At 57.4% G+C, this 18431-nt stretch carries 14 protein-coding genes; 3 read left to right on the top strand and 11 right to left on the bottom strand.

All coding sequences use genetic code 11. The features are described 5' to 3' along the window. The first annotated feature begins 186 nt into the window (after window positions 1-186). Entirely contained in the window at window positions 187-2661 is a 2475-nt protein-coding gene (locus NL64_RS02310) for a UvrD-helicase domain-containing protein (RefSeq protein ID WP_034146539.1), read from the top strand. 122 nt (window positions 2662-2783) lie between these two features. Here NL64_RS02310 and fabI read toward each other — a convergent pair whose 3' ends face one another. From fabI to gloB, 8 genes are all read right to left on the bottom strand, one after another. After that, on the bottom strand, window positions 2784-3578 hold the full coding sequence (gene fabI, locus NL64_RS02305; protein WP_034146538.1) for an enoyl-ACP reductase FabI: 795 nt from the start codon (window positions 3576-3578) through the stop codon (window positions 2784-2786). Window positions 3579-3598: 20 nt separating this feature from the next. Further along, on the bottom strand, window positions 3599-5209 hold the full coding sequence (locus NL64_RS02300) for an ABC transporter ATP-binding protein (RefSeq protein ID WP_034146537.1): 1611 nt from the start codon (window positions 5207-5209) through the stop codon (window positions 3599-3601). 1 nt (window position 5210) lies between these two features. Next, a complete protein-coding gene (locus NL64_RS02295) occupies window positions 5211-6230 on the bottom strand; it encodes an ABC transporter permease (protein WP_034146536.1) in 1020 nt (339 codons plus the stop codon). Between the two features lies 1 nt (window position 6231). Further along, a complete protein-coding gene (locus NL64_RS02290; RefSeq protein ID WP_034146535.1) occupies window positions 6232-7305 on the bottom strand; it encodes a microcin C ABC transporter permease YejB in 1074 nt (357 codons plus the stop codon). 4 nt (window positions 7306-7309) lie between these two features. Continuing rightward, window positions 7310-9151, bottom strand: coding sequence for an extracellular solute-binding protein (locus NL64_RS02285; RefSeq protein ID WP_034146534.1), 1842 nt, complete (start codon window positions 9149-9151; stop codon window positions 7310-7312). Next, window positions 9148-10962 carry an extracellular solute-binding protein gene (locus NL64_RS02280; RefSeq protein ID WP_437176907.1) on the bottom strand — a complete coding sequence of 605 codons (1815 nt, stop codon included), beginning with the start codon at window positions 10960-10962 and terminating at the stop codon, window positions 9148-9150. The genes NL64_RS02285 and NL64_RS02280 overlap by 4 nt, the downstream gene beginning before the upstream one ends. A gap of 271 nt (window positions 10963-11233) precedes the next feature. Next, complete coding sequence (locus NL64_RS02275) at window positions 11234-12676, bottom strand: transglycosylase SLT domain-containing protein (RefSeq protein ID WP_034146532.1); 1443 nt, start codon at window positions 12674-12676, stop codon at window positions 11234-11236. Window positions 12677-12775: 99 nt separating this feature from the next. Beyond that, on the bottom strand, window positions 12776-13543 hold the full coding sequence (gene gloB / locus NL64_RS02270) for a hydroxyacylglutathione hydrolase (protein WP_034146531.1): 768 nt from the start codon (window positions 13541-13543) through the stop codon (window positions 12776-12778). Between the two features lie 65 nt (window positions 13544-13608). Between gloB and NL64_RS02265 the strand changes: the two genes are divergently transcribed. Both NL64_RS02265 and rnhA read left to right on the top strand, forming a co-directional pair. Next, window positions 13609-14367: a methyltransferase domain-containing protein gene (locus NL64_RS02265; protein ID WP_034146530.1), complete on the top strand. Its 759-nt coding sequence runs from the start codon at window positions 13609-13611 to the stop codon at window positions 14365-14367. Between the two features lie 90 nt (window positions 14368-14457). Continuing rightward, window positions 14458-14910: a ribonuclease HI gene (gene rnhA, locus NL64_RS02260; protein ID WP_034146529.1), complete on the top strand. Its 453-nt coding sequence runs from the start codon at window positions 14458-14460 to the stop codon at window positions 14908-14910. Between the two features lie 960 nt (window positions 14911-15870). Here rnhA and NL64_RS30540 read toward each other — a convergent pair. From NL64_RS30540 to NL64_RS02245, 3 genes are all read right to left on the bottom strand, one after another. Beyond that, a complete protein-coding gene (locus tag NL64_RS30540; protein WP_034146528.1) occupies window positions 15871-16245 on the bottom strand; it encodes a hypothetical protein in 375 nt (124 codons plus the stop codon). A 189-nt stretch (window positions 16246-16434) separates the two neighbouring features. Further along, window positions 16435-17382 carry an AAA family ATPase gene (locus NL64_RS02250; protein WP_253277052.1) on the bottom strand — a complete coding sequence of 316 codons (948 nt, stop codon included), beginning with the start codon at window positions 17380-17382 and terminating at the stop codon, window positions 16435-16437. Window positions 17383-17612: 230 nt separating this feature from the next. Further along, entirely contained in the window at window positions 17613-18131 is a 519-nt protein-coding gene (locus NL64_RS02245) for a DUF6088 family protein (protein WP_253277050.1), read from the bottom strand. Between the last annotated feature and the right edge of the window lie 300 nt (window positions 18132-18431).

The raw sequence follows: 18431 nt of genomic DNA, 5'->3' as shown, positions 1-18431 counted from the left end.
ATCGATAAAAAGCGTAAAAAATGCCTCATAACAATCGAATCAATTGATACGAAGTCGCCTCGAAACATTATTATTCAGCCTTCAGTTCATCACCTAAGCCAATGAGTCATAAGCATTTCACTAGAACTCAGAAGCAAATGCAGACACCATAGCCCTCAACAGCCTCACACCCTGGAGTCAGCCCGCGTGCCGCAACACACCCCCGATCTTCCGCCTGAACTTCGTCCTCTTGCCGACATGCCGCTGCTCAAACGCCTGGCCGCACGATTTTTTGGTCACGGCCTGACGCGCCTGCGTGCACAACACCGTGCATCCTGGTTGCACGGGCAGGCGGATGGCTTTCGTAGCGGTCACATCGCCGGCGTGGATTACGGCTACAAGGAAGGCAAGCTCGAAGGGCTGGAGGAAGGTCGACAGGTCCTGCTGATACGCGATTCGCGCTCGACCGAGCATCGGCCACCCAACGTTGATGATCATCTGTTCGACGACTGGCGCCTGCCATTGACCGCGGAGTTGAAGAAGCGCATGAAGGCCGATGTCGCCCGGCTGCTGCCTCCTCACGCCCAACCGAGCGCCAACCAGTGGAAGATGATTTTCAGTGATACGCCGTCAACTTCAGTGATTGCCGGTGCGGGTGCCGGCAAGTCGACGACCCTGGTGTTGCGCATTGTGTTGCTGACACATTATTTGGGCTTTGAACTGAGCTCCATGACCGTGGTGACCTTCACCCGTGAGTCGCGCAAGGACTTCATCAACAAACTGATCGAACTGTTTGCGCTGTGGGGACGGGCGCTCAGCCACAAGGAAGCGCGCGACCTGGTGCGTACCTTCCACTCGCGGATCCTGCCGATGGTTCGCAGCCTGCCGGGCTTCGAACGCTTGCAAGCCTTCGAGAATCTCAGCCACCGCGCGCAAAGCGGCGATGAAGAGGTCGACAGCAATCTGTTCGACCTGCGCATCAACGACGCACAACGCCAACAGCTCAATACCTGCTATCACGCCTTGCACACCCGTGATGAGCGTTTCCGTGAACTGATCAAGCCGTTGTCGCGCCACGCCTTACAGCTCAAAGAACTGGAACGTGACCACCCGGACGTGCAGAAACGCATGGCGGTGACCGAGCTGGCCGCCAAACGTGATGAGGAACTTTGCGACACTGTTGAGGATTTGTGGTTTCGCGCCGGGGCCTGGCCGATCAAAGGCATAGAACCGAATCGTCAGACCTTCGATATCAACGGCTCGACCTTTCATTGCCACGGCTACATTCCTTCCCTCGACGCCTGGGTGGTATTGGGGTTCGATCCTCGGGAAAACGCCCAGGTCTCCCGTCCAAACGCCAAGCTGACTGTCCGCGCGGAATGGGCAGTCAAGCGCACACTGTTTCAAGCTTTCTGCCGTAAGCCATTGATATGGCTGGATAGTTACGACTCATCAAAACGTGTTCTGGCCTCTCTTGCGGGTGATGCCAGCGCTGGGCCGGGCTTCGATTACAAGGTGAAAGGTGAACTCGCGTCCGCACCTTTGCTGGACAGTTTCGTCGCCGCCGCCGGGTTTATCGAAAACCTTGGCCTGGATGTGCCGACCGCCGTTGGCCAGATGAGCTTTTCAAAAGACGACCCGGACCGGTTTTTCTTCGAGGCATTGAGCCTGTACTGGCGAGCATTGGAAGATCATCTGCTCGACCAGAAACCACCGATCATGACGTACAACCGGATGTTTGCGCTGTTCAGCGAGCATTCCCCGGAAAACCTCAAACTGCTCAGTGATGAGTTGCTCAGGCCGCTGTCGCACTTGATGATCGACGAGTTCCAGGATGTATCGCCGCAAATCGTGTCGTGGATCCGCGCCAGCCTGGCCGAAATCCGTAGCCGTGGCCCGGCGATGCACGTCGGGCGAGGGGCCCAGCGCTCGTCGTTGCTCTGCGTGGGCGACGACTGGCAATCGATCTACGGTTGGCGCGGCAGCTCACCGAGTTACTTCATGGAGTTCAACAAGGAGTTTTCGTCGCCGAGCACCACTAAGGTCATGCTCAGCGACAACTATCGAAGCCACCAATACATCATCGACGCCGCCGAGCACATCGTGCGAGCTGCGCCAGCCATCGCGGGCAAAAAGGCCAAAGCCAGTGGCGAGCTGAAAGACCTGCTGCCAGTCAACGTGCTGGACCGGGACGATCAAGGCATGGCCAAACGTCTGATCGAGCATTACCGCAAGGGCGATTCAATCTTGATGCTCTATCGAAAAAGTAGCGATAAGTTATTGATTGAAGAGCATATTCAGTCGGTAGTTAATGTTGATTCTAGCTTGCCGTATGAATCTCGACGCTTGAAACAATTGACTTATCACAGCGCCAAAGGCCTTCAAGCTGATGCGGTGTTTCTGCTCGGCGATTGTCAGCATCTGACAAGTTCACCGTACAAGAACCAGGTGTATCGCATGGCGGGTTTGGGCAAGTCGGGTGACAGCGAGCCTTACGACAACGCGCAGAAAGACGAGATATTGCGACTGGCTTACGTCGGTATTACCCGGGCAGTGAGTCATTGCTATTGGTATGTAGATACGCAGGACACCCAGGCCGTGAACATGCCCAAGGCTTCCGACCGGGTCAGCAAGGGCAAGGCGTTCTTTGCTGATCATCGGGAAGGCAAGACCGTCGCGTAAACCTCCAAAGATCGCAGCCTTCGGCAGCTCCTACAGGGGAACTGCCGAAGGCTGCGATCTTTTGATCTTGAACACATAAAAAACCCGCCAGGCAGGCGGGTTTTTTATTGGCTAACCGAAGATCACTCTTCGATATTGCCCATGGCCGTGGTGTTGAAGCCACCGTCCACGTACATGATTTCGCCGCTGATGCCGGATGCGAGGTCCGAGCACAGGAAGGCGCCGGCGTTGCCGACTTCGTCGATGGTGACGTTGCGACGCAGCGGGGTTTGCGCTTCGTTGGCGGCCAGCATCTTGCGGAAGTTCTTGATGCCGGAAGCCGCGAGGGTACGGATCGGGCCAGCCGACACGCAGTTGACGCGAGTGCCGTCCGGGCCCAGGGAGCCGGCCAGGTAACGTACGCCAGCTTCCAGGGAAGCCTTGGCCATGCCCATGACGTTGTAGTTCGGCATGGTGCGCTCGGCGCCCAGGTACGACAGGGTCAGCAGGCTGCCGTTGCGGCCTTTCATCATTTCGCGACCGGCCTTGGCCAGGGCTACGAAGCTGTAGGCGCTGATGTCGTGAGCGATGCGGAAACCTTCACGGGTGGTGGCTTCGGTGAAGTCGCCGTCCAGTTGGTCGCCCGGGGCGAAGCCCACGGAGTGCACGATGCAGTCCAGGCCATCCCACTTCTTGCTCAGCTCTTCGAAGACCTTGGCGATTTCGGCGTCGCTGGCTACGTCGCACGGGAAGCACAGCTCAGGGCTGGAGCCCCAGCCTTGTGCGAACTCTTCGACACGACCCTTGAGTTTGTCGTTCTGATAAGTGAAGGCAAGCTCAGCGCCCTCGCGATGCATGGCGGCAGCGATGCCGGATGCGATGGACAGCTTGCTGGCGACACCGACGATCAGTACGCGCTTACCGGCGAGAAAACCCATGTGTTGCTCCTCTTTTCAGGTTATTGCGCAGTGGCTGGAGCCAGGAAAGCGGCTTCCAGCAACTGCTGTGTATACGGATGTTGGGGGGCGGCAAAAATGCTTTGCGCGTCTCCCTGTTCGACCACTTGGCCATGCTTGACCACCATCAGCTGGTGGCTCAGCGCTTTCACCACAGCCAGGTCATGGCTGATAAACAGATACGTCAGGTTGTACTTGCTTTGCAGTGAACGCAAAAGCTCCACCACTTGGCGTTGCACGGTGCGGTCGAGGGCCGACGTCGGCTCGTCCAGCAGAATCAACGCCGGTTTTAGCACCAGTGCCCGGGCAATGGCGATTCGCTGCCGCTGCCCGCCGGAAAATTCGTGGGGGTAGCGGTTCCGGGTTTCCGGGTCCAGGCCTACCTCCTTGAGTGCTGCAATTATCGCTTGTTCCTGTTCCGCCTCGGTGCCCATTTTGTGGATCCGCAGGCCTTCGCCAACGATCTGGCTCACGCACATCCGTGGGCTCAGGCTGCCGAACGGGTCCTGAAACACCACCTGCATCTCCCGCCGAAGCGGTCGAACCAGCTGCTGCGTCAGGCAGTCTAGCTGCTTGCCTTCAAACCGGATGGCGCCGGTACTGCCGATCAACCGCAGGATCGCCAGACCCAGAGTCGATTTGCCGGAACCGCTTTCTCCCACAATCCCCAGGGTCTGGCCCTGAGGCAGGCTGAAATTGATGCCATCGACCGCTTTGACGTAATCCACGGTCTTTTTCAGCAAGCCTTTCTTGATCGGGAACCAGACTTTCAAGTCCTCGACCGCCAGCAATGGCGGGCCAATCACGTTGGTCGCCGGTGCGCCGCTTGGCTCCGCTGCCAGCAGGGTCCGAGTGTACGGATGCTGCGGCGCGCGGAACAACTCTTCGCACGATGCCTGTTCGACGATGCAACCGCGCTGCATGACACATACGCGATGCGCAATTCTTTTCACCAGGTTCAAATCGTGGCTGATCAGCAGCAACGCCATGCCCAAACGGGCCTGCAATTCCTTGAGCAATTCGAGGATTTTCAGCTGAACGGTCACGTCCAGTGCGGTGGTCGGCTCGTCGGCAATCAACAGTTCCGGCTCGTTGGCCAAGGCCATGGCAATCATGACGCGCTGGCGCTGGCCGCCGGACAATTCGTGTGGCAGGGCCTTGAGGCGCTTTTCCGGCTCAGGAATGCCAACCATCTCCAGCAATTCAAGGGTGCGTTTAGTCGCCACTTTGCCGACCAGACCCTTGTGGATGCCCAGCACCTCGTTGATCTGCTTCTCGATCGAGTGCAGCGGGTTGAGCGAGGTCATCGGCTCCTGGAAGATCATCGCGATCCGGTTGCCGCGGATGTGACGGATGGTTTTTTCCTTGAGGCTGAGCAGATCCTGCCCGGAATACTCGATGGTGCCGGACGGATGCCGGGCGAGCGGGTAGGGCAGCAGGCGCAGGATCGAATGCGCCGTCACCGATTTACCGGAACCACTTTCACCTACCAGCGCCAGGGTTTCACCGCGCCTGATATCGAAGCTGACACCCTCGACTACACGTTGCGAGCGCTCACCGACGACGAATTCGACGGAGAGGTCGCGCACTTCGATCAGATTGTCCTGATTCATTTCACTTCCTCGGGTCGAAGGCATCGCGAGCGGACTCGCCGATGAACACCAGCAAACTCAACATCAACGCCAGCACGGCAAACGCGCTCATTCCGAGCCACGGCGCTTGCAGGTTGGATTTACCCTGGGCCACCAGTTCACCCAGTGACGGGCTGCCTGCCGGCAAGCCGAAGCCGAGGAAATCCAGTGCCGTCAGGGTGCCGATGGCGCCGGTCAGGATGAACGGCATGAAGGTCATGGTCGAGACCATGGCGTTGGGCAGAATGTGGCGGAACATGATGGCACCGTTTTGCATGCCCAGGGCCCGTGCAGCGCGCACGTATTCCAGATTACGCCCACGCAGGAATTCGGCACGCACCACATCCACCAGGCTCATCCAGGAGAACAGCAGCATGATCCCCAGCAGCCACCAGAAGTTCGGTTGGACGAAACTGGCGAGGATGATCAGCAGATACAGCACCGGCAACCCCGACCAGATCTCCAGGAAGCGCTGTCCCGCCAGATCCACCCAGCCGCCATAGAAACCCTGCAAGGCGCCCGCGATGACGCCGATGATCGAGCTGAGAATGGTCAGCGTCAGGGCGAACAACACCGAAACGCGGAAGCCGTAAATCACCCGGGCCAACACATCGCGACCCTGATCATCAGTGCCCAACAGGTTGTCGGTGGACGGTGGGGCCGGAGCCGGAACTCTCAGGTCGTAGTTGATGCTCTGGTAACTGTAGGGAATCGGCGCCCACAGCACCCAGGCGTCCTTGGCCTTGAGCAGTTCGCGGATGTACGGGCTCTTGTAGTTGGCCTCCAGCGGAAACTCGCCGCCGAAGGTGGTTTCCGGGTAACGCTTGAGCGCCGGGAAGTACCAGTTGTTGTCGTAATGCACCACCAGCGGCTTGTCGTTGGCGATCAACTCGGCGCCGAGGCTGGCACCGAACAGAATCAGGAACAGCCAAAGCGACCACCAGCCTCGCTTGTTGGCCTTGAACAGTTCGAAGCGGCGGCGATTGAGAGGGGACAGGTTCATCTCAATGCTCCCGGCTTTCGAAGTCAATTCGTGGATCGACAAAGGTGTAGGTTAGGTCACCGATCAGCTTCACCACCAGCCCGAGCAGGGTGAAGATGAACAGTGTGCCGAACACCACCGGGTAATCGCGGTTGATTGCCGCCTCGAAACTCATCAGGCCGAGTCCGTCGAGGGAGAAAATCACTTCCACCAGCAACGAACCGGTGAAGAAGATCCCGATGAACGCCGACGGGAACCCGGCAATCACCAGCAACATGGCGTTGCGGAACACGTGGCCGTAAAGCACGCGATGGTTGGTCAGGCCCTTGGCCTTGGCGGTCACGACGTACTGCTTGTTGATTTCATCGAGGAAACTGTTTTTGGTCAGCAGCGTCATGGTCGCGAAGTTGCCGATTACCAGTGCAGTCACGGGAAGCGCCAGGTGCCAGAAGTAATCGAGGATCTTGCCTCCCATGCTCAGCTCATCGAAGTTGTTCGAGGTCAGCCCGCGCAACGGGAACCAGTCGAGGTAACTGCCACCGGCAAACACCACGATCAACAGGATGGCGAACAGGAACGCCGGAATCGCGTAGCCGACGATGATCGCCGAACTGGTCCAGACGTCGAAGTGGCTACCGTGTCGCGTGGCCTTGGCGATACCCAGCGGGATCGACACCAGGTACATGATCAGGGTGCTCCACAGCCCGAGGGAGATCGACACCGGCATCTTTTCCTTGATCAGGTCGATAACCTTGGCGTCGCGGAAAAAACTGTCGCCGAAATCCAGCGACGCGTAGTTCTTGACCATGATCCACAAGCGTTCCGGTGCCGACTTGTCGAAGCCGTACATGTGCTCGATTTCCTTGATCAGCGCCGGGTCCAGGCCTTGCGCGCCGCGATAGGCGGAGCCGGCCACGGACACTTCGGCACCACCGCCAGCGATGCGGCTGGTGGCGCCTTCGAAGCCTTCGAGCTTGGCGATCATCTGTTCCACCGGCCCACCGGGGGCAGCCTGGATGATCACGAAGTTGATCAGCAAAATGCCGAACAGTGTCGGAATGATCAGCAGCAGTCGCCGAAAAATATACGCCAGCATCTGATTACTCCGTGCCCGCAGGGTCGGCTTGCAATTTGGTTTCGATCTCTATAGCCGGTTTGGCATCGGGCTTGACCCACCAGGTGGCGATGCCGATGTCATATTTAGGCGAGACCTTTGGATGACCGATGTGGTTCCAGTAGGCCACGCGCCAGGTTTTGATGTGCCAGTTGGGAATCACGTAATAGCCCCATTGCAGCACCCGGTCCAGTGCGCGGGCGTGGGCCACCAAGCTTTTGCGCGAATCGGCATTGATCAGTTGCTCGACCAGTTGGTCCACCACCGGGTCTTTGAGTCCCATGGAATTGCGGCTGCCAGGTTTGTCGGCGGCGGCGGTCATCCAGAACTCGCGCTGTTCGTTGCCCGGCGAGTTGGATTGCGGGAAGCTGCCGACAATCATGTCGAAGTCCCGCGAGCGCACGCGGTTGACGTATTGCGAGACGTCGACCCGGCGAATCACCAGATCGATGCCCAGGTCGCTGAGGTTACGCTTGAACGGCAACAACACCCGTTCGAATTCGGTTTGCGCCAACAGGAATTCGATGCTCACTGGTTTGCCGGTGGCATCGACCATCTTGTCATCAACGATGCGCCAGCCAGCCTCTTGCAGCAGTTGGTAGGCTTTGCGCTGCTGGGTGCGGATCATGCCGCTGCCGTCGGTCATCGGGTTCTGGAAGGCTTCGCTGAACACCTGCTCCGGAATCTTGCCGCGGAATGGGTCGAGAATCGCCAGTTGATCGTCATCCGGCAGGCCCGTAGCAGCCATTTCCGAGTTCTCGAAATAACTGCGGGTGCGCGCGTAGGCGCCGTTGAACAACTGCTTGTTGGTCCATTCGAAGTCCAGCAACAGGGTCAGGGCCTGGCGCACACGCACGTCCTGGAATACCGGACGCCGCAAGTTGAACACGAAGCCCTGCATGCCAGTGGGGTTTCCGTTGGCGATCTGCTCTTTGATCAGCCGGCCTTCGGTCACGGCCGGGATGTTGTAGGCATTGGCCCAGTTCTTCGCAGTCATCTCCAGCCAGTAGTCGAACTGCCCGGCCTTCAGCGCTTCGAGCGCCACGGTGTTGTCGCGGTAATAGTCGGTGATCATCACGTCGAAGTTGTAGAACCCGCGGTTGACCGGCAGGTCCTTGCCCCAGTAGTCCTTCACTCGCTCATAGCGCACCGAGCGTCCGGCCTTTACTTCGGCGACTTTGTAGGGACCGCTGCCCAGCGGAATTTCCAGGTTGCCTTTGTTGAAATCGCGACTGGCCCACCAATGTTTGGGCAGCACCGGCAACTGGCCGAGAATCAGCGGCAACTCGCGGTTGTTGTTGTGCTTGAACTTGAACAGCACCGTCAGCGGATCTTCGGCAACCACGTCTTCGACGTCGCTGTAGTAGCCGCGGAACATCGGCGCGCCATCCTTGATCAGGGTCTGGAAGCTGAACACCACATCTTCGGCACGGATCGGATGGCCATCGTGGAAGCGCGCTTGCGGACGCAGATAGAAACGCACCCAGGAATTGTCCGGAGCCTTTTCGATCTTGCCGGCGACCAGACCGTACTCGGTGAACGGTTCATCCAGGCCCTGCTTGGCCAGGGTGTCATAGATCAAATTGATGTCGTCGGCGGCGACGCCCTTGCTGATGAACGGATTGAGGCTGTCGAAGCCACCGAAACCGGCCTGACGGAATTTTCCGCCCTTGGGTGCATCCGGATTGACGTAATCGAAGTATTTGAAATCGGCCGGGTATTTCGGCGGCTCGTTGTACAGGGTCAACGCATGCTGCGGAGCGGCACAGGCCAGCCCGGCGAACAACAGGGCGCTGGCCTGCAGGAGCAGGGCACTTGCGGGTTTCATTGATCTTTCTCCGAAGACTTCAGCCACCACGCGCTCAGGCCCAGGGTATAGGGCGGCGTGGTGACAAAGGCGAACCGGTTTCGGTAGGCCAGGCGATGATAATTGAGGTACCAGTTGGGAATGATGTAGTGCTGCCACAGCAGCACCCGGTCGAGGGCCTTGCCGGCGGCGACTTGCTCATCGCGACTCTTCGCTGCGAGCAATTGTTCGAGCAAATGATCGACCACCGGGTTGGCGATGCCTGCGTAATTCTTGCTGCCTTTGACCCCGACCTGGCTGGAGTGGAAATACTGCCATTGTTCCAGGCCGGGACTGAGGGTCTGGTTGAGGGTCATCAGGATCATGTCGAAATCGAACTGGTCGAGGCGCTGCTTGTACTGGGCGCGATCGACCGTGCGCAGCTTGGCGTCGACGCCAATGCTGGCGAGGTTCTCGACGTAAGGCTGAAGAATGCGTTCCAGGTTCGGGTTGACCAGCAGGATCTCCAGGCGCAACGGTTGCCCAGTCGCGTCCTGTAAACGCTGGCCATTGAGCTTCCAGCCGGCCTCGGCAAGCAGGGCCAGGGCTTTGCGCATGGTTTCCCGGGGGATGCCGCGGCCTTGGGTCTGCGACAGGCTGAAAGGCTCGATGAACAGCTTGGCGGGCAATTGCTCGCGAAACGGTTTGAGCATCAGCCATTCATGACCGACCGGCAGGCCGGTGGCAGAAAACTCGCTGTTGGGGTAGTAACTCATGGCGCGCTTATAGGCGCCGCTGAATAGGGTGCGATTGGTCCACTCGAAGTCGAACATCAATCCCAACGCTTCACGCACCTTGGCCTCGGCGAACGTCGGTCGGCGGCTGTTCATGAACAGGCCTTGGGTCTGTGTCGGGATCTGGTGCGGAATTTGCGCCTTGATCACCTCGCCACGGCGGATTGCCGGGAAGTTGTAGCCGGTGTCCCAGTTCTTTGCCTGGTGCTCAATGTAGATGTCGAATTCGCCGGCCTTGAACGCTTCGAAGGCCACGTCGCTGTCGCGGTAGAACTCGACTTCCATGCGATCGAAGTTGTACTTGCCACGGTTGACCGGCAGATCTTTGCCCCAGTAGTCCTTGACCCGCTCGAGAACGATCTGCCGCCCCGGAGTCACCGACGTTACGCGATACGGTCCGCTGCCCAATGGCGGTTCGAAGGTCGTGGCCTTGAAGTCGCGTCCTTTCCAGTAGTGCTGCGGCAGCACCGGCAACTCGCCCAGGCGCAGGATCAACAGCGGATTGCCGGCACGCTTGAAGACGAAGCGAATGCGTTGCGGGTTGAGGATGTCGACCCGCAACACTTCCTGAAGATTGGTGCGGTACTGCGGATGACCTTCCTTGAGCAGCAAGCGGTAGGAGAACGCCACGTCGTAGGCCGTGATCGGGGTGCCATCGTGGAAGCGCGCTTCCGGGCGCAGGTTGAACACCACCCAGCTGCGGTCTTCGCTGTACTCAACCGATTGGGCAATCAGGCCATAACTGGAAGTCGGTTCGTCGCCGGATGGCGCGTATTGGCCGGTGCCGACCATCAGCGGTTCGTTGAGCTCGTTGATGCCGTATTGCAGGAAGTTGGGTGTGGCAACCGGGCTGGTGCCCTTGAAGGTGTACGGGTTGAGCGTATCGAAGGTGCCAAACGCCATCACCCGCAACGTACCGCCCTTGGGCGCTTGCGGGTTGACCCAGTCGAAATGGGTAAATCTGGCCGGGTACTTGAGCGTGCCGAACTGCGCATAACCATGGCTTTCGCTGATCGACGCGCTTGCGGTGGAGCTCAAGGCCAGGCTGATCAGGAGCAGGAGGAGGGGACGCTTCAAATAAGGAATCCGATCCGGGCGGCTTGGGCTTGGTGGTCGGTACAGTAACAGCTTGTATGGACAGGAAAAAGACGGAGGCTTGAAGGGTAATGTCAGCGGGTCAGGATTTGCGATTTTCCGTAGGAGCCGGCTTGCTGGTGATGGTCGTTAACGATGACGCGTTGTGACAGGTTAAACGCGGCGCACCCATCACCAGCGAGCCGGCTCCTACAGGATTGAACATAAAAAAGCCCCTGGAATCAGGGGCTCATTTTTAATGCGGGTTGGACACCGTCAGCATCTGCCCAGGCTTCAGCGCCTGGCCAACGCGCGGGTTCCAGCGCTTGAGGTGTTGCATTTCAACGTTGAAGCGCTTGGCCACGATGTACAGCGAGTCGCCTTGCTGGACCTTGTATTGCGACTGCGGTTTCTTGTCCTTGCTCTTGGACTTGGCTGCGACAACGGTGTTGATACGCCCGGAGTTGCGTTTGCTGGTGTCCTGCATGACCAGCGTCTGACCAGGCTTGAGGTTCTTGCCGCTCAGCTTGTTCCAGCGCTGCAAGTCCTTGACGTCGACATTGTTGGCCTTGGCGATGGAGCCGAGGTTGTCGCCGCGCTTGACCCGGTAGCTGCGTTTGGCACTGGCCAGCTGGGTATCGTTTGCACCTTCGAAAACCGGCTTGAGCTGTTTCTTGCTGATCAACTCTTCAGGCCGCATGGTTTGCAGGCTGGTGGTCAGCAATTGCGCCTTGGATGTCGGCACCAGCAGATGCTGAGGGCCATCGAGGGTGGTGCGCTGCTTGAATGCCGGGTTTAGCTGAAACAGTTCGTCTTCGTCGATGTTGGCGACTTCTGCAACCTTGGACAGGTCCATCCGCTGGTTGATTTCGACGACCTGGAAATACGGCTCGTTGGCGATCGGATTCAGGTTTACGCCGTAGGCTTCAGGCGCCATGACCACTTGCGACAGGGCCAGCAACTTCGGCACATAGGCCTGGGTTTCGGCGGGCAGCGGCAGGTTCCAGTAGTCGGTTGGCAGGCCAAGCCTTTCGTTACGCTCGATGGCTCGGCTGACCGTACCTTCGCCCGCATTGTAAGCGGCAAGTGCCAACAACCAGTCACCGTTGAACATGTCATGCAGACGGGTCAGGTAGTCCATTGCGGCGTTGGTCGAAGCGGTGATGTCGCGACGGCCATCATAGAAGCGTGTCTGACGAAGGTTGAAGTAGCGCCCGGTGGACGGGATGAATTGCCACAAGCCAACCGCATTGGCTCGGGAATAGGCCATCGGGTTATAGGCGCTTTCAATCACTGGCAGCAGCGCCAGCTCCAGCGGCATGTTGCGTTCTTCAAGGCGTTCGACAATGTAATGAATGTAGAGACTGCCGCGTTCGCCGGCGTTTTCCAGGAAAGAAGGATTGCTGGCGAACCACAGGCGCTGCTGCTCGATGCGTGGGTTGACGCCCAGCCCGTCTTGCAACTGGAAGCCCTGGCGCATGCGCTCCCAGACGTCCTGCGGAATCTGCGGGCTCGGCTTTTCGCTGAGCCAGACGGGCTTCTGCTTGGCGCGCGCGGCAATATTCGGAGTGTGTGCCGCGTCGGTTTGCGGCACATGGCTTGAACAGCCTGCCAATGTCGCGGACACAGCCACCGCTATGGCTTGCGCCAGGCGGGACAAAGCGTCCGAGTTGATGGCTTTACGAATAGATGACGACATTGGCTGGAAGTAAGTTCCGGGCAAAAATGTCGGGCGATTCTAGAAAGCGCACCCCCGGCGGTCAACCATTCAGAATTTTAGGACCATCGTGCAAGTCGCTCAAAACTTGTCTTTCCAGGCTCGTAGAGCAGCAAAAACTATATCGGGCGCGGAGTTATCGGTGCCGGTCCGTTCATCTGCTTTTTCTTTAACGGATGTTTCACCGGTGCGCAAAAACGGGTTTGTGCGCTTTTCCAGGGCTATCGTGGAAGGCAGTGTGATGGTCCCGGCTTCCCGTTGCCGAGTGACGTCAGCGAGACGTTCGAGGGTGTCCGGATTACCCGGTTCGACAGCAGCAGCGAAGCGCAGATTGCTCAGCGTATATTCGTGGGTGCAGTAGACCTTTGTCTCCTCGGGAAGGGCCGCGAGGCGCGACAGCGAGGAGTACATTTGTTGAGGTGTGCCCTCGAACAAACGACCGCAACCAGCGGCGAACAGGGTGTCGCCACAGAACAGCAGGTCGGGATGATAATAGGCAATGTGCCCCAGGGTATGGCCGGGGACGGCGATGATCTGGAAGTCATGGCCCAGGATATTGATGCTGTCGTTATCCTTGAGCGCAACGTCCCGCGCCGGGATGGTTTCGCTGGCCGGGCCGTAGACCTTCGCGTTTGTCGCTTTCTTCAGCTGTTCGACACCGCCGACATGGTCATGATGGTGGTGGGTGATCAGAATATCGCTCAGGGTCCATTGCGGGTTTGCCGCGAGCCAGGCTTGCACCGGCGCGGCATCGCCCGGATCGACCACCGCGCAGCGCTGGGTGTCGGTGTCTTGTAACAACCAGATGTAGTTGTCGGTGAAGGCGGGCAGGGCTGTGATCTGTATCATCGTCGGATTCGCCAAGCGGTAAACAATGGCGCATCTTAGAACTTCCTGGCGCGTTGGAGAATGCAATGACTGATAAAGCGTTCGCTCAGGCCGATCCTGATTGGCTGGCGTTGATCAGCGCCGCCCGCGAGTGGCTGTCCGGTCCCCTCGGGCAGTTTTTGCTGGATGAAGAACGGCGCATGCTCGAAGACGAGCTTGGGCGCTTCTTCGGCGGCTATCTGGTGCACTACGGTCCGTCGGCGCAGACGCCGCCACCGGCACCGCAGGTTCAGCGCAATGTGCGCCTGGGTGCGCCGTTGCCGGGGGTCGAGATTGTTTGCGAGGAGCAGGCCTGGCCATTGAGCGAGCATGCCGCCGATGTGGTGGTGCTGCAGCACGGCCTGGATTTCTGCCTGTCGCCCCACGGATTGCTGCGTGAAGCGGCGAGCAGCGTGCGGCCCGGCGGGCACCTGTTGATCATCGGGATCAATCCCTGGAGCAGTTGGGGCCTGCGTCATGTGTTTGCTCATGATGCATTGCGAAAAGCCCGCTGCATTTCTCCGTCGCGGGTGGCCGACTGGCTGAACCTGCTGGGCTTCGCGCTGGAGAAACGCCGCTTCGGATGCTATCGTCCGCCGCTTGCTTCGCCCACTTGGCAGACCCGTCTGGCCGGTTGGGAACGCAAGGCCGGTGACTGGCAATTGTCGGGTGGCGGCTTCTATTTATTGGTGGCGCGCAAAATCGTGGTCGGCTTGCGACCTGTGCGACAAGAACGCCGCGAACCGATGGGCAAGTTGATTCCGTTGCCGATGGCCAAGGTCAACCGTCGTCGTATCGAACCGTAATACACACTTTTATTTTCGGCCGGGGTTGCCCCGGTCTCGGGCGTCGTCGATCGTTGATTGGCGAGCCAACGCATTTTCTGGATAGATGGCATGAGCGATAGCGTAGAACTCTTCACCGACGGCGCCTGCAAAGGCAACCCCGGCCCAGGCGGCTGGGGCGCATTGCTGGTATGCAAGGGCGTTGAAAAAGAACTCTGGGGCGGCGAAGCCAATACCACCAACAACCGTATGGAACTGATGGGCGCGATTCGCGGCCTCGAAGAACTCAAGCGTCCCTGCGAGGTGCTGCTGGTGACCGACTCCCAGTACGTGATGAAAGGTATCAACGAGTGGATGGCCAACTGGAAAAAACGCGGTTGGAAAACCGCGGCCAAAGAGCCCGTCAAGAATGCCGACCTGTGGAAGATGCTCGACGAACAGGTCAATCGCCACAACGTCACCTGGAAGTGGGTGCGCGGGCACATCGGTCACCACGGTAACGAACGGGCCGACCAGTTGGCCAACCGTGGGGTGGATGAAGTGCGCGGCTACAAACAAGCCTGACGACGATCCGTGTAGGAACTGCCGCAGGCTGCGATCTTTTGATCCTGATTTTACAAACGAAGATCAAAAGATCGGAGCCTTCGGCAGCTCCTACAGGGACGGTGTTCCGCATGATAAGATCCGCGCTTTTGCACGATTGACCGATTGAGAGCTGAGCACTAGATGGCCACCAGATCCGTACGAGTCTTCTGACTACTTGTCAACTCTGTAAACAGCATGGTTAGCGTGCTATTTAGCATGTTTAAGGTATTGAAATCATGTGACATACGGCAAATTCTGATAATTCTGCCGGGGGGAGTTTGTAGCCAGGATGAGCCAAATATGTAAACGGTGGGCTATTTTGTATCTCCATCGTTTACATTTTGAAAAAGGGGATTTAGACCCTGTTTCGGTGCAGAATCAGCGTAGTTTCCCATTCCTAGTGAAAGCCCGCTGGAGACCAGTGTCGTGTTGTGCCTTTTTGTCTCGTGATTGGGATTTTATTTCAGGTAACCTTACCAACCCGTTACGCAGCCTAAAACTGAGTGGGCGCGCTCAAATCATCTATTGCTTAGCTAATCCAATTCTGCTGAGGGTTGTCCGATTGTTGCTCCTACCCAAACTATCTACCGCACGACGGCGATGGGACTCTGCTTGCCTATATGGGGCTACCAGCCAAAGCACTTAAAACGCATGGAGTGTTTTAAGTGCAGAGGCCTATCCACGGTGCAAGCATCGGAATATATGAGTGTTGTTGTTTTGTAAATAAGCGGGTGACATTCATAATAAAGCAGGTGACAAACGAAAATAAGTATATGACAACCGGGTACAGGGCGTAAAATCAGCGGCTTGCGTCGGCTCATCAGTAGCGTAAGCATTGATCCGAATCGGTTTTATGCCCTAAGGTCAATCCCGCAATGACTCCCAATCAGCCCCCGTCTCTTCCATCAGCGTTCAATTCGCGTCGAGGCAAGCTGGTCACTAGGGAGTACCTCGACAAGCTGATAATAAAGTGGCGTCGGTAGCGGCGAACGTGAGGCGTATCGTCCGTGGCTGAAAATAGGCTCTTTCCCCTCCAAAGGTACGTCTAGGATCATTCCTGCGGTGCGGATTGACGTTCAGATATTGCGTCACCAGTCCTTCAAACGCGCTCAGCTTTCCGTCTGGAACGGAAACAGTCGCGAAATGAGTCTGGGTGGCTCCGTCGTAGCGTAGATTCAACAACTCAATTCGCTGCTGACCTCGGGCCAGCCCCTCAAATGCCAGTTCAAAGCCTGGCTCACTTACAAACTCAAGTTGCAAGCCAAAGCCACTTTCCTGACCTTCAGAGCGCTGCAGCTGAACAGCTTTTGCCATTCGTCCTCGGAATTGCTCCGGTTGGCTCAGCAACCTTGCGCCATGTCCTCTTCAATCACGTGGAGGGAAGATTGGATCTCGGGTTGGGGGACGAGGTTGATTGGTATCGTTCCGGTCGCCCTGTGCGTTGTAAATGAAAGTGTCGTCGCTGCCCTGCGTTTGGTTCCGTCATCGAAAAGCTCTACCGGCTTATAATCGTTGTCTTCCGTGGAAAGCCTTCCGTTCTTCGAGATGCTTTGCCACGTCCCTAGCGTCGACCTCGCCACGATCATGAATGATCGCGTCTTTAATAGCGTCATCTGCTGCCCGAACCAGCTCTGCGTAGCTCAGGCCACTCGCAACAATAGTGAGCTCCTTCCAGCTTTTAATCGATTTCGAAAAGTTTACGAGCCGATTTTTAAAAACAGCGCAAATCTGTTCCTGGTTGGGTAGCCCGTATTCGATAGCATCATCAAAGCGCCGGAACAAGGCATAGTCGAGAATTTCCGGATGATTCGTGGCTGCAATGATCAAGCTGTTTGACTGATCTTGCTCAATCATCTGCAAAAAGCTGCTGAGTGCACGACGAATTTCACCAACGTCATTGGCCAGGCCACGCTGAGATCCAATTGCGTCAAATTCGTCGAAGAAGTATATCCCTCGAGTATCTCGAATGGCGTCGAAAACCTGCCGAAGCTTGGCCGCTGTTTCACCAATGAACTTGGTAATCAGGCTATCCAGGCGCACGATGTACAACGGGATGCCGAGCTCACCAGCCAAGGCGGAAGCAGTCATTGTTTTACCCGTTCCAGGTGGGCCGACCAAAAGCAACTTACGGCGGGGTGAGAGACCGTGGGCGCGTATTTTTTCGAAGTTGCGTTGTTCGCTGATTATTCGTGCCAGCCGGCCATGGGTGGCGTCGCCCCGAATCATTTCTGAGAAACGAGTCTGCGGAAGAGCAACAGATAGCAGATTGCTCAGTTCACCTCTGGGCTGACCGATGGGAACCGGTAGGGCAGATGGCATTAGCTTTCGTTTGGACTGGGCAGAGTCAATCAGGGTGCGTAAATCCTCAGCAAGCTTTCCATGTCCTTGCTTGGCTTCATGTGCAGCCATCTGCATGGCGACGGCAAGGAAATGACTGTCATCTCCTTTGATGCGTCAGCGAAAAAGCGCTTTTAGATGCTCGCCGCTAGCCATGTTTTTCTACCTTTTTCATCCAATTAGTTTAATCGCTAAGACCTGTTGATACCCTTAGATACGTCCTTAAATGCGTGGCCGTTGGTCAGTAGCGCCGCCTCCCTCGCGTATTCCACCGTAGATGGCAGCCTTGCTGACAGCAACAGCCATCAGGTGGGTAGACTAGCCCGAACGGAAGAAAGAGCCTCCTATTGGGAGTCTGAAAGCTGGCTATGAAGCAGTGACGCAGTATGCTCAGCGCAATTTTCTCCCATCCAGGCCAATGCCCGAACCGCGTCGCCGGCCCTTGTACCTCCCAGTGCCAACATCCAATAAGGTGCATGTTGCAGGGAGGCTTTTACCGCATCCACGGTCAGCAGTTTGCTACGGCCTGTAGTTAGAAAAATCACTTCATCCGGAGCCCGCGAGACCAGTCCAAACGATTTTGCACCTACAGCGCCACTAGCTGTAATCGCCACCTTTCCCTTAGCCGCAATTGAAAGTGCAATAGCCTCTGTCCGCGAAGTTTGCGTTTCCGCTTTCCCTTGCGCGGGAGCAACGTAGATACCACGAGCGATGCGCAAGAGGCTTCCGGCGTTGGCCAAACGCGAAAATGCTTGATCCACTGCGGCCCGGCTGCCCAAATGCAGAAACTCCTTGGGGCTCAGGACGTGGCCTTCAGGGACGGCCAGACTTTTTTCCTGAATCGCTACAGGTAAGGAAGGCATCGATAGGTTCACTTGAAGGCTATGTCAGATGTTTAATACTCCATCTGACATTAGCTCAATACGTTATTTGAACGCCGTCAACCAGTCAGCCTCTCGATGGGTGTCGAAGGCAGAGCTAGAACGGGACTCGAACGAGTCTCCTGGACGGGATCCTCAAGAGCCCGCCATCAATCTGAAGGGACTAGAAGTCGACGCAAAACTGACATTCATTATTTCCAAGGGGTGAACAACAGATTGTCCCCATGGGTACGGAGTCTCCGTCTGAAAATCAGTGCCATCAATAAAACCGATACCGTTTTA

It is taken from the genome of Pseudomonas fluorescens (assembly GCF_000802965.1).
GTDB classification, from domain to species: Bacteria; Pseudomonadota; Gammaproteobacteria; order Pseudomonadales; family Pseudomonadaceae; genus Aquipseudomonas; species Aquipseudomonas fluorescens_A.
This window is presented reverse-complemented; position numbering and strand designations above follow the sequence as displayed.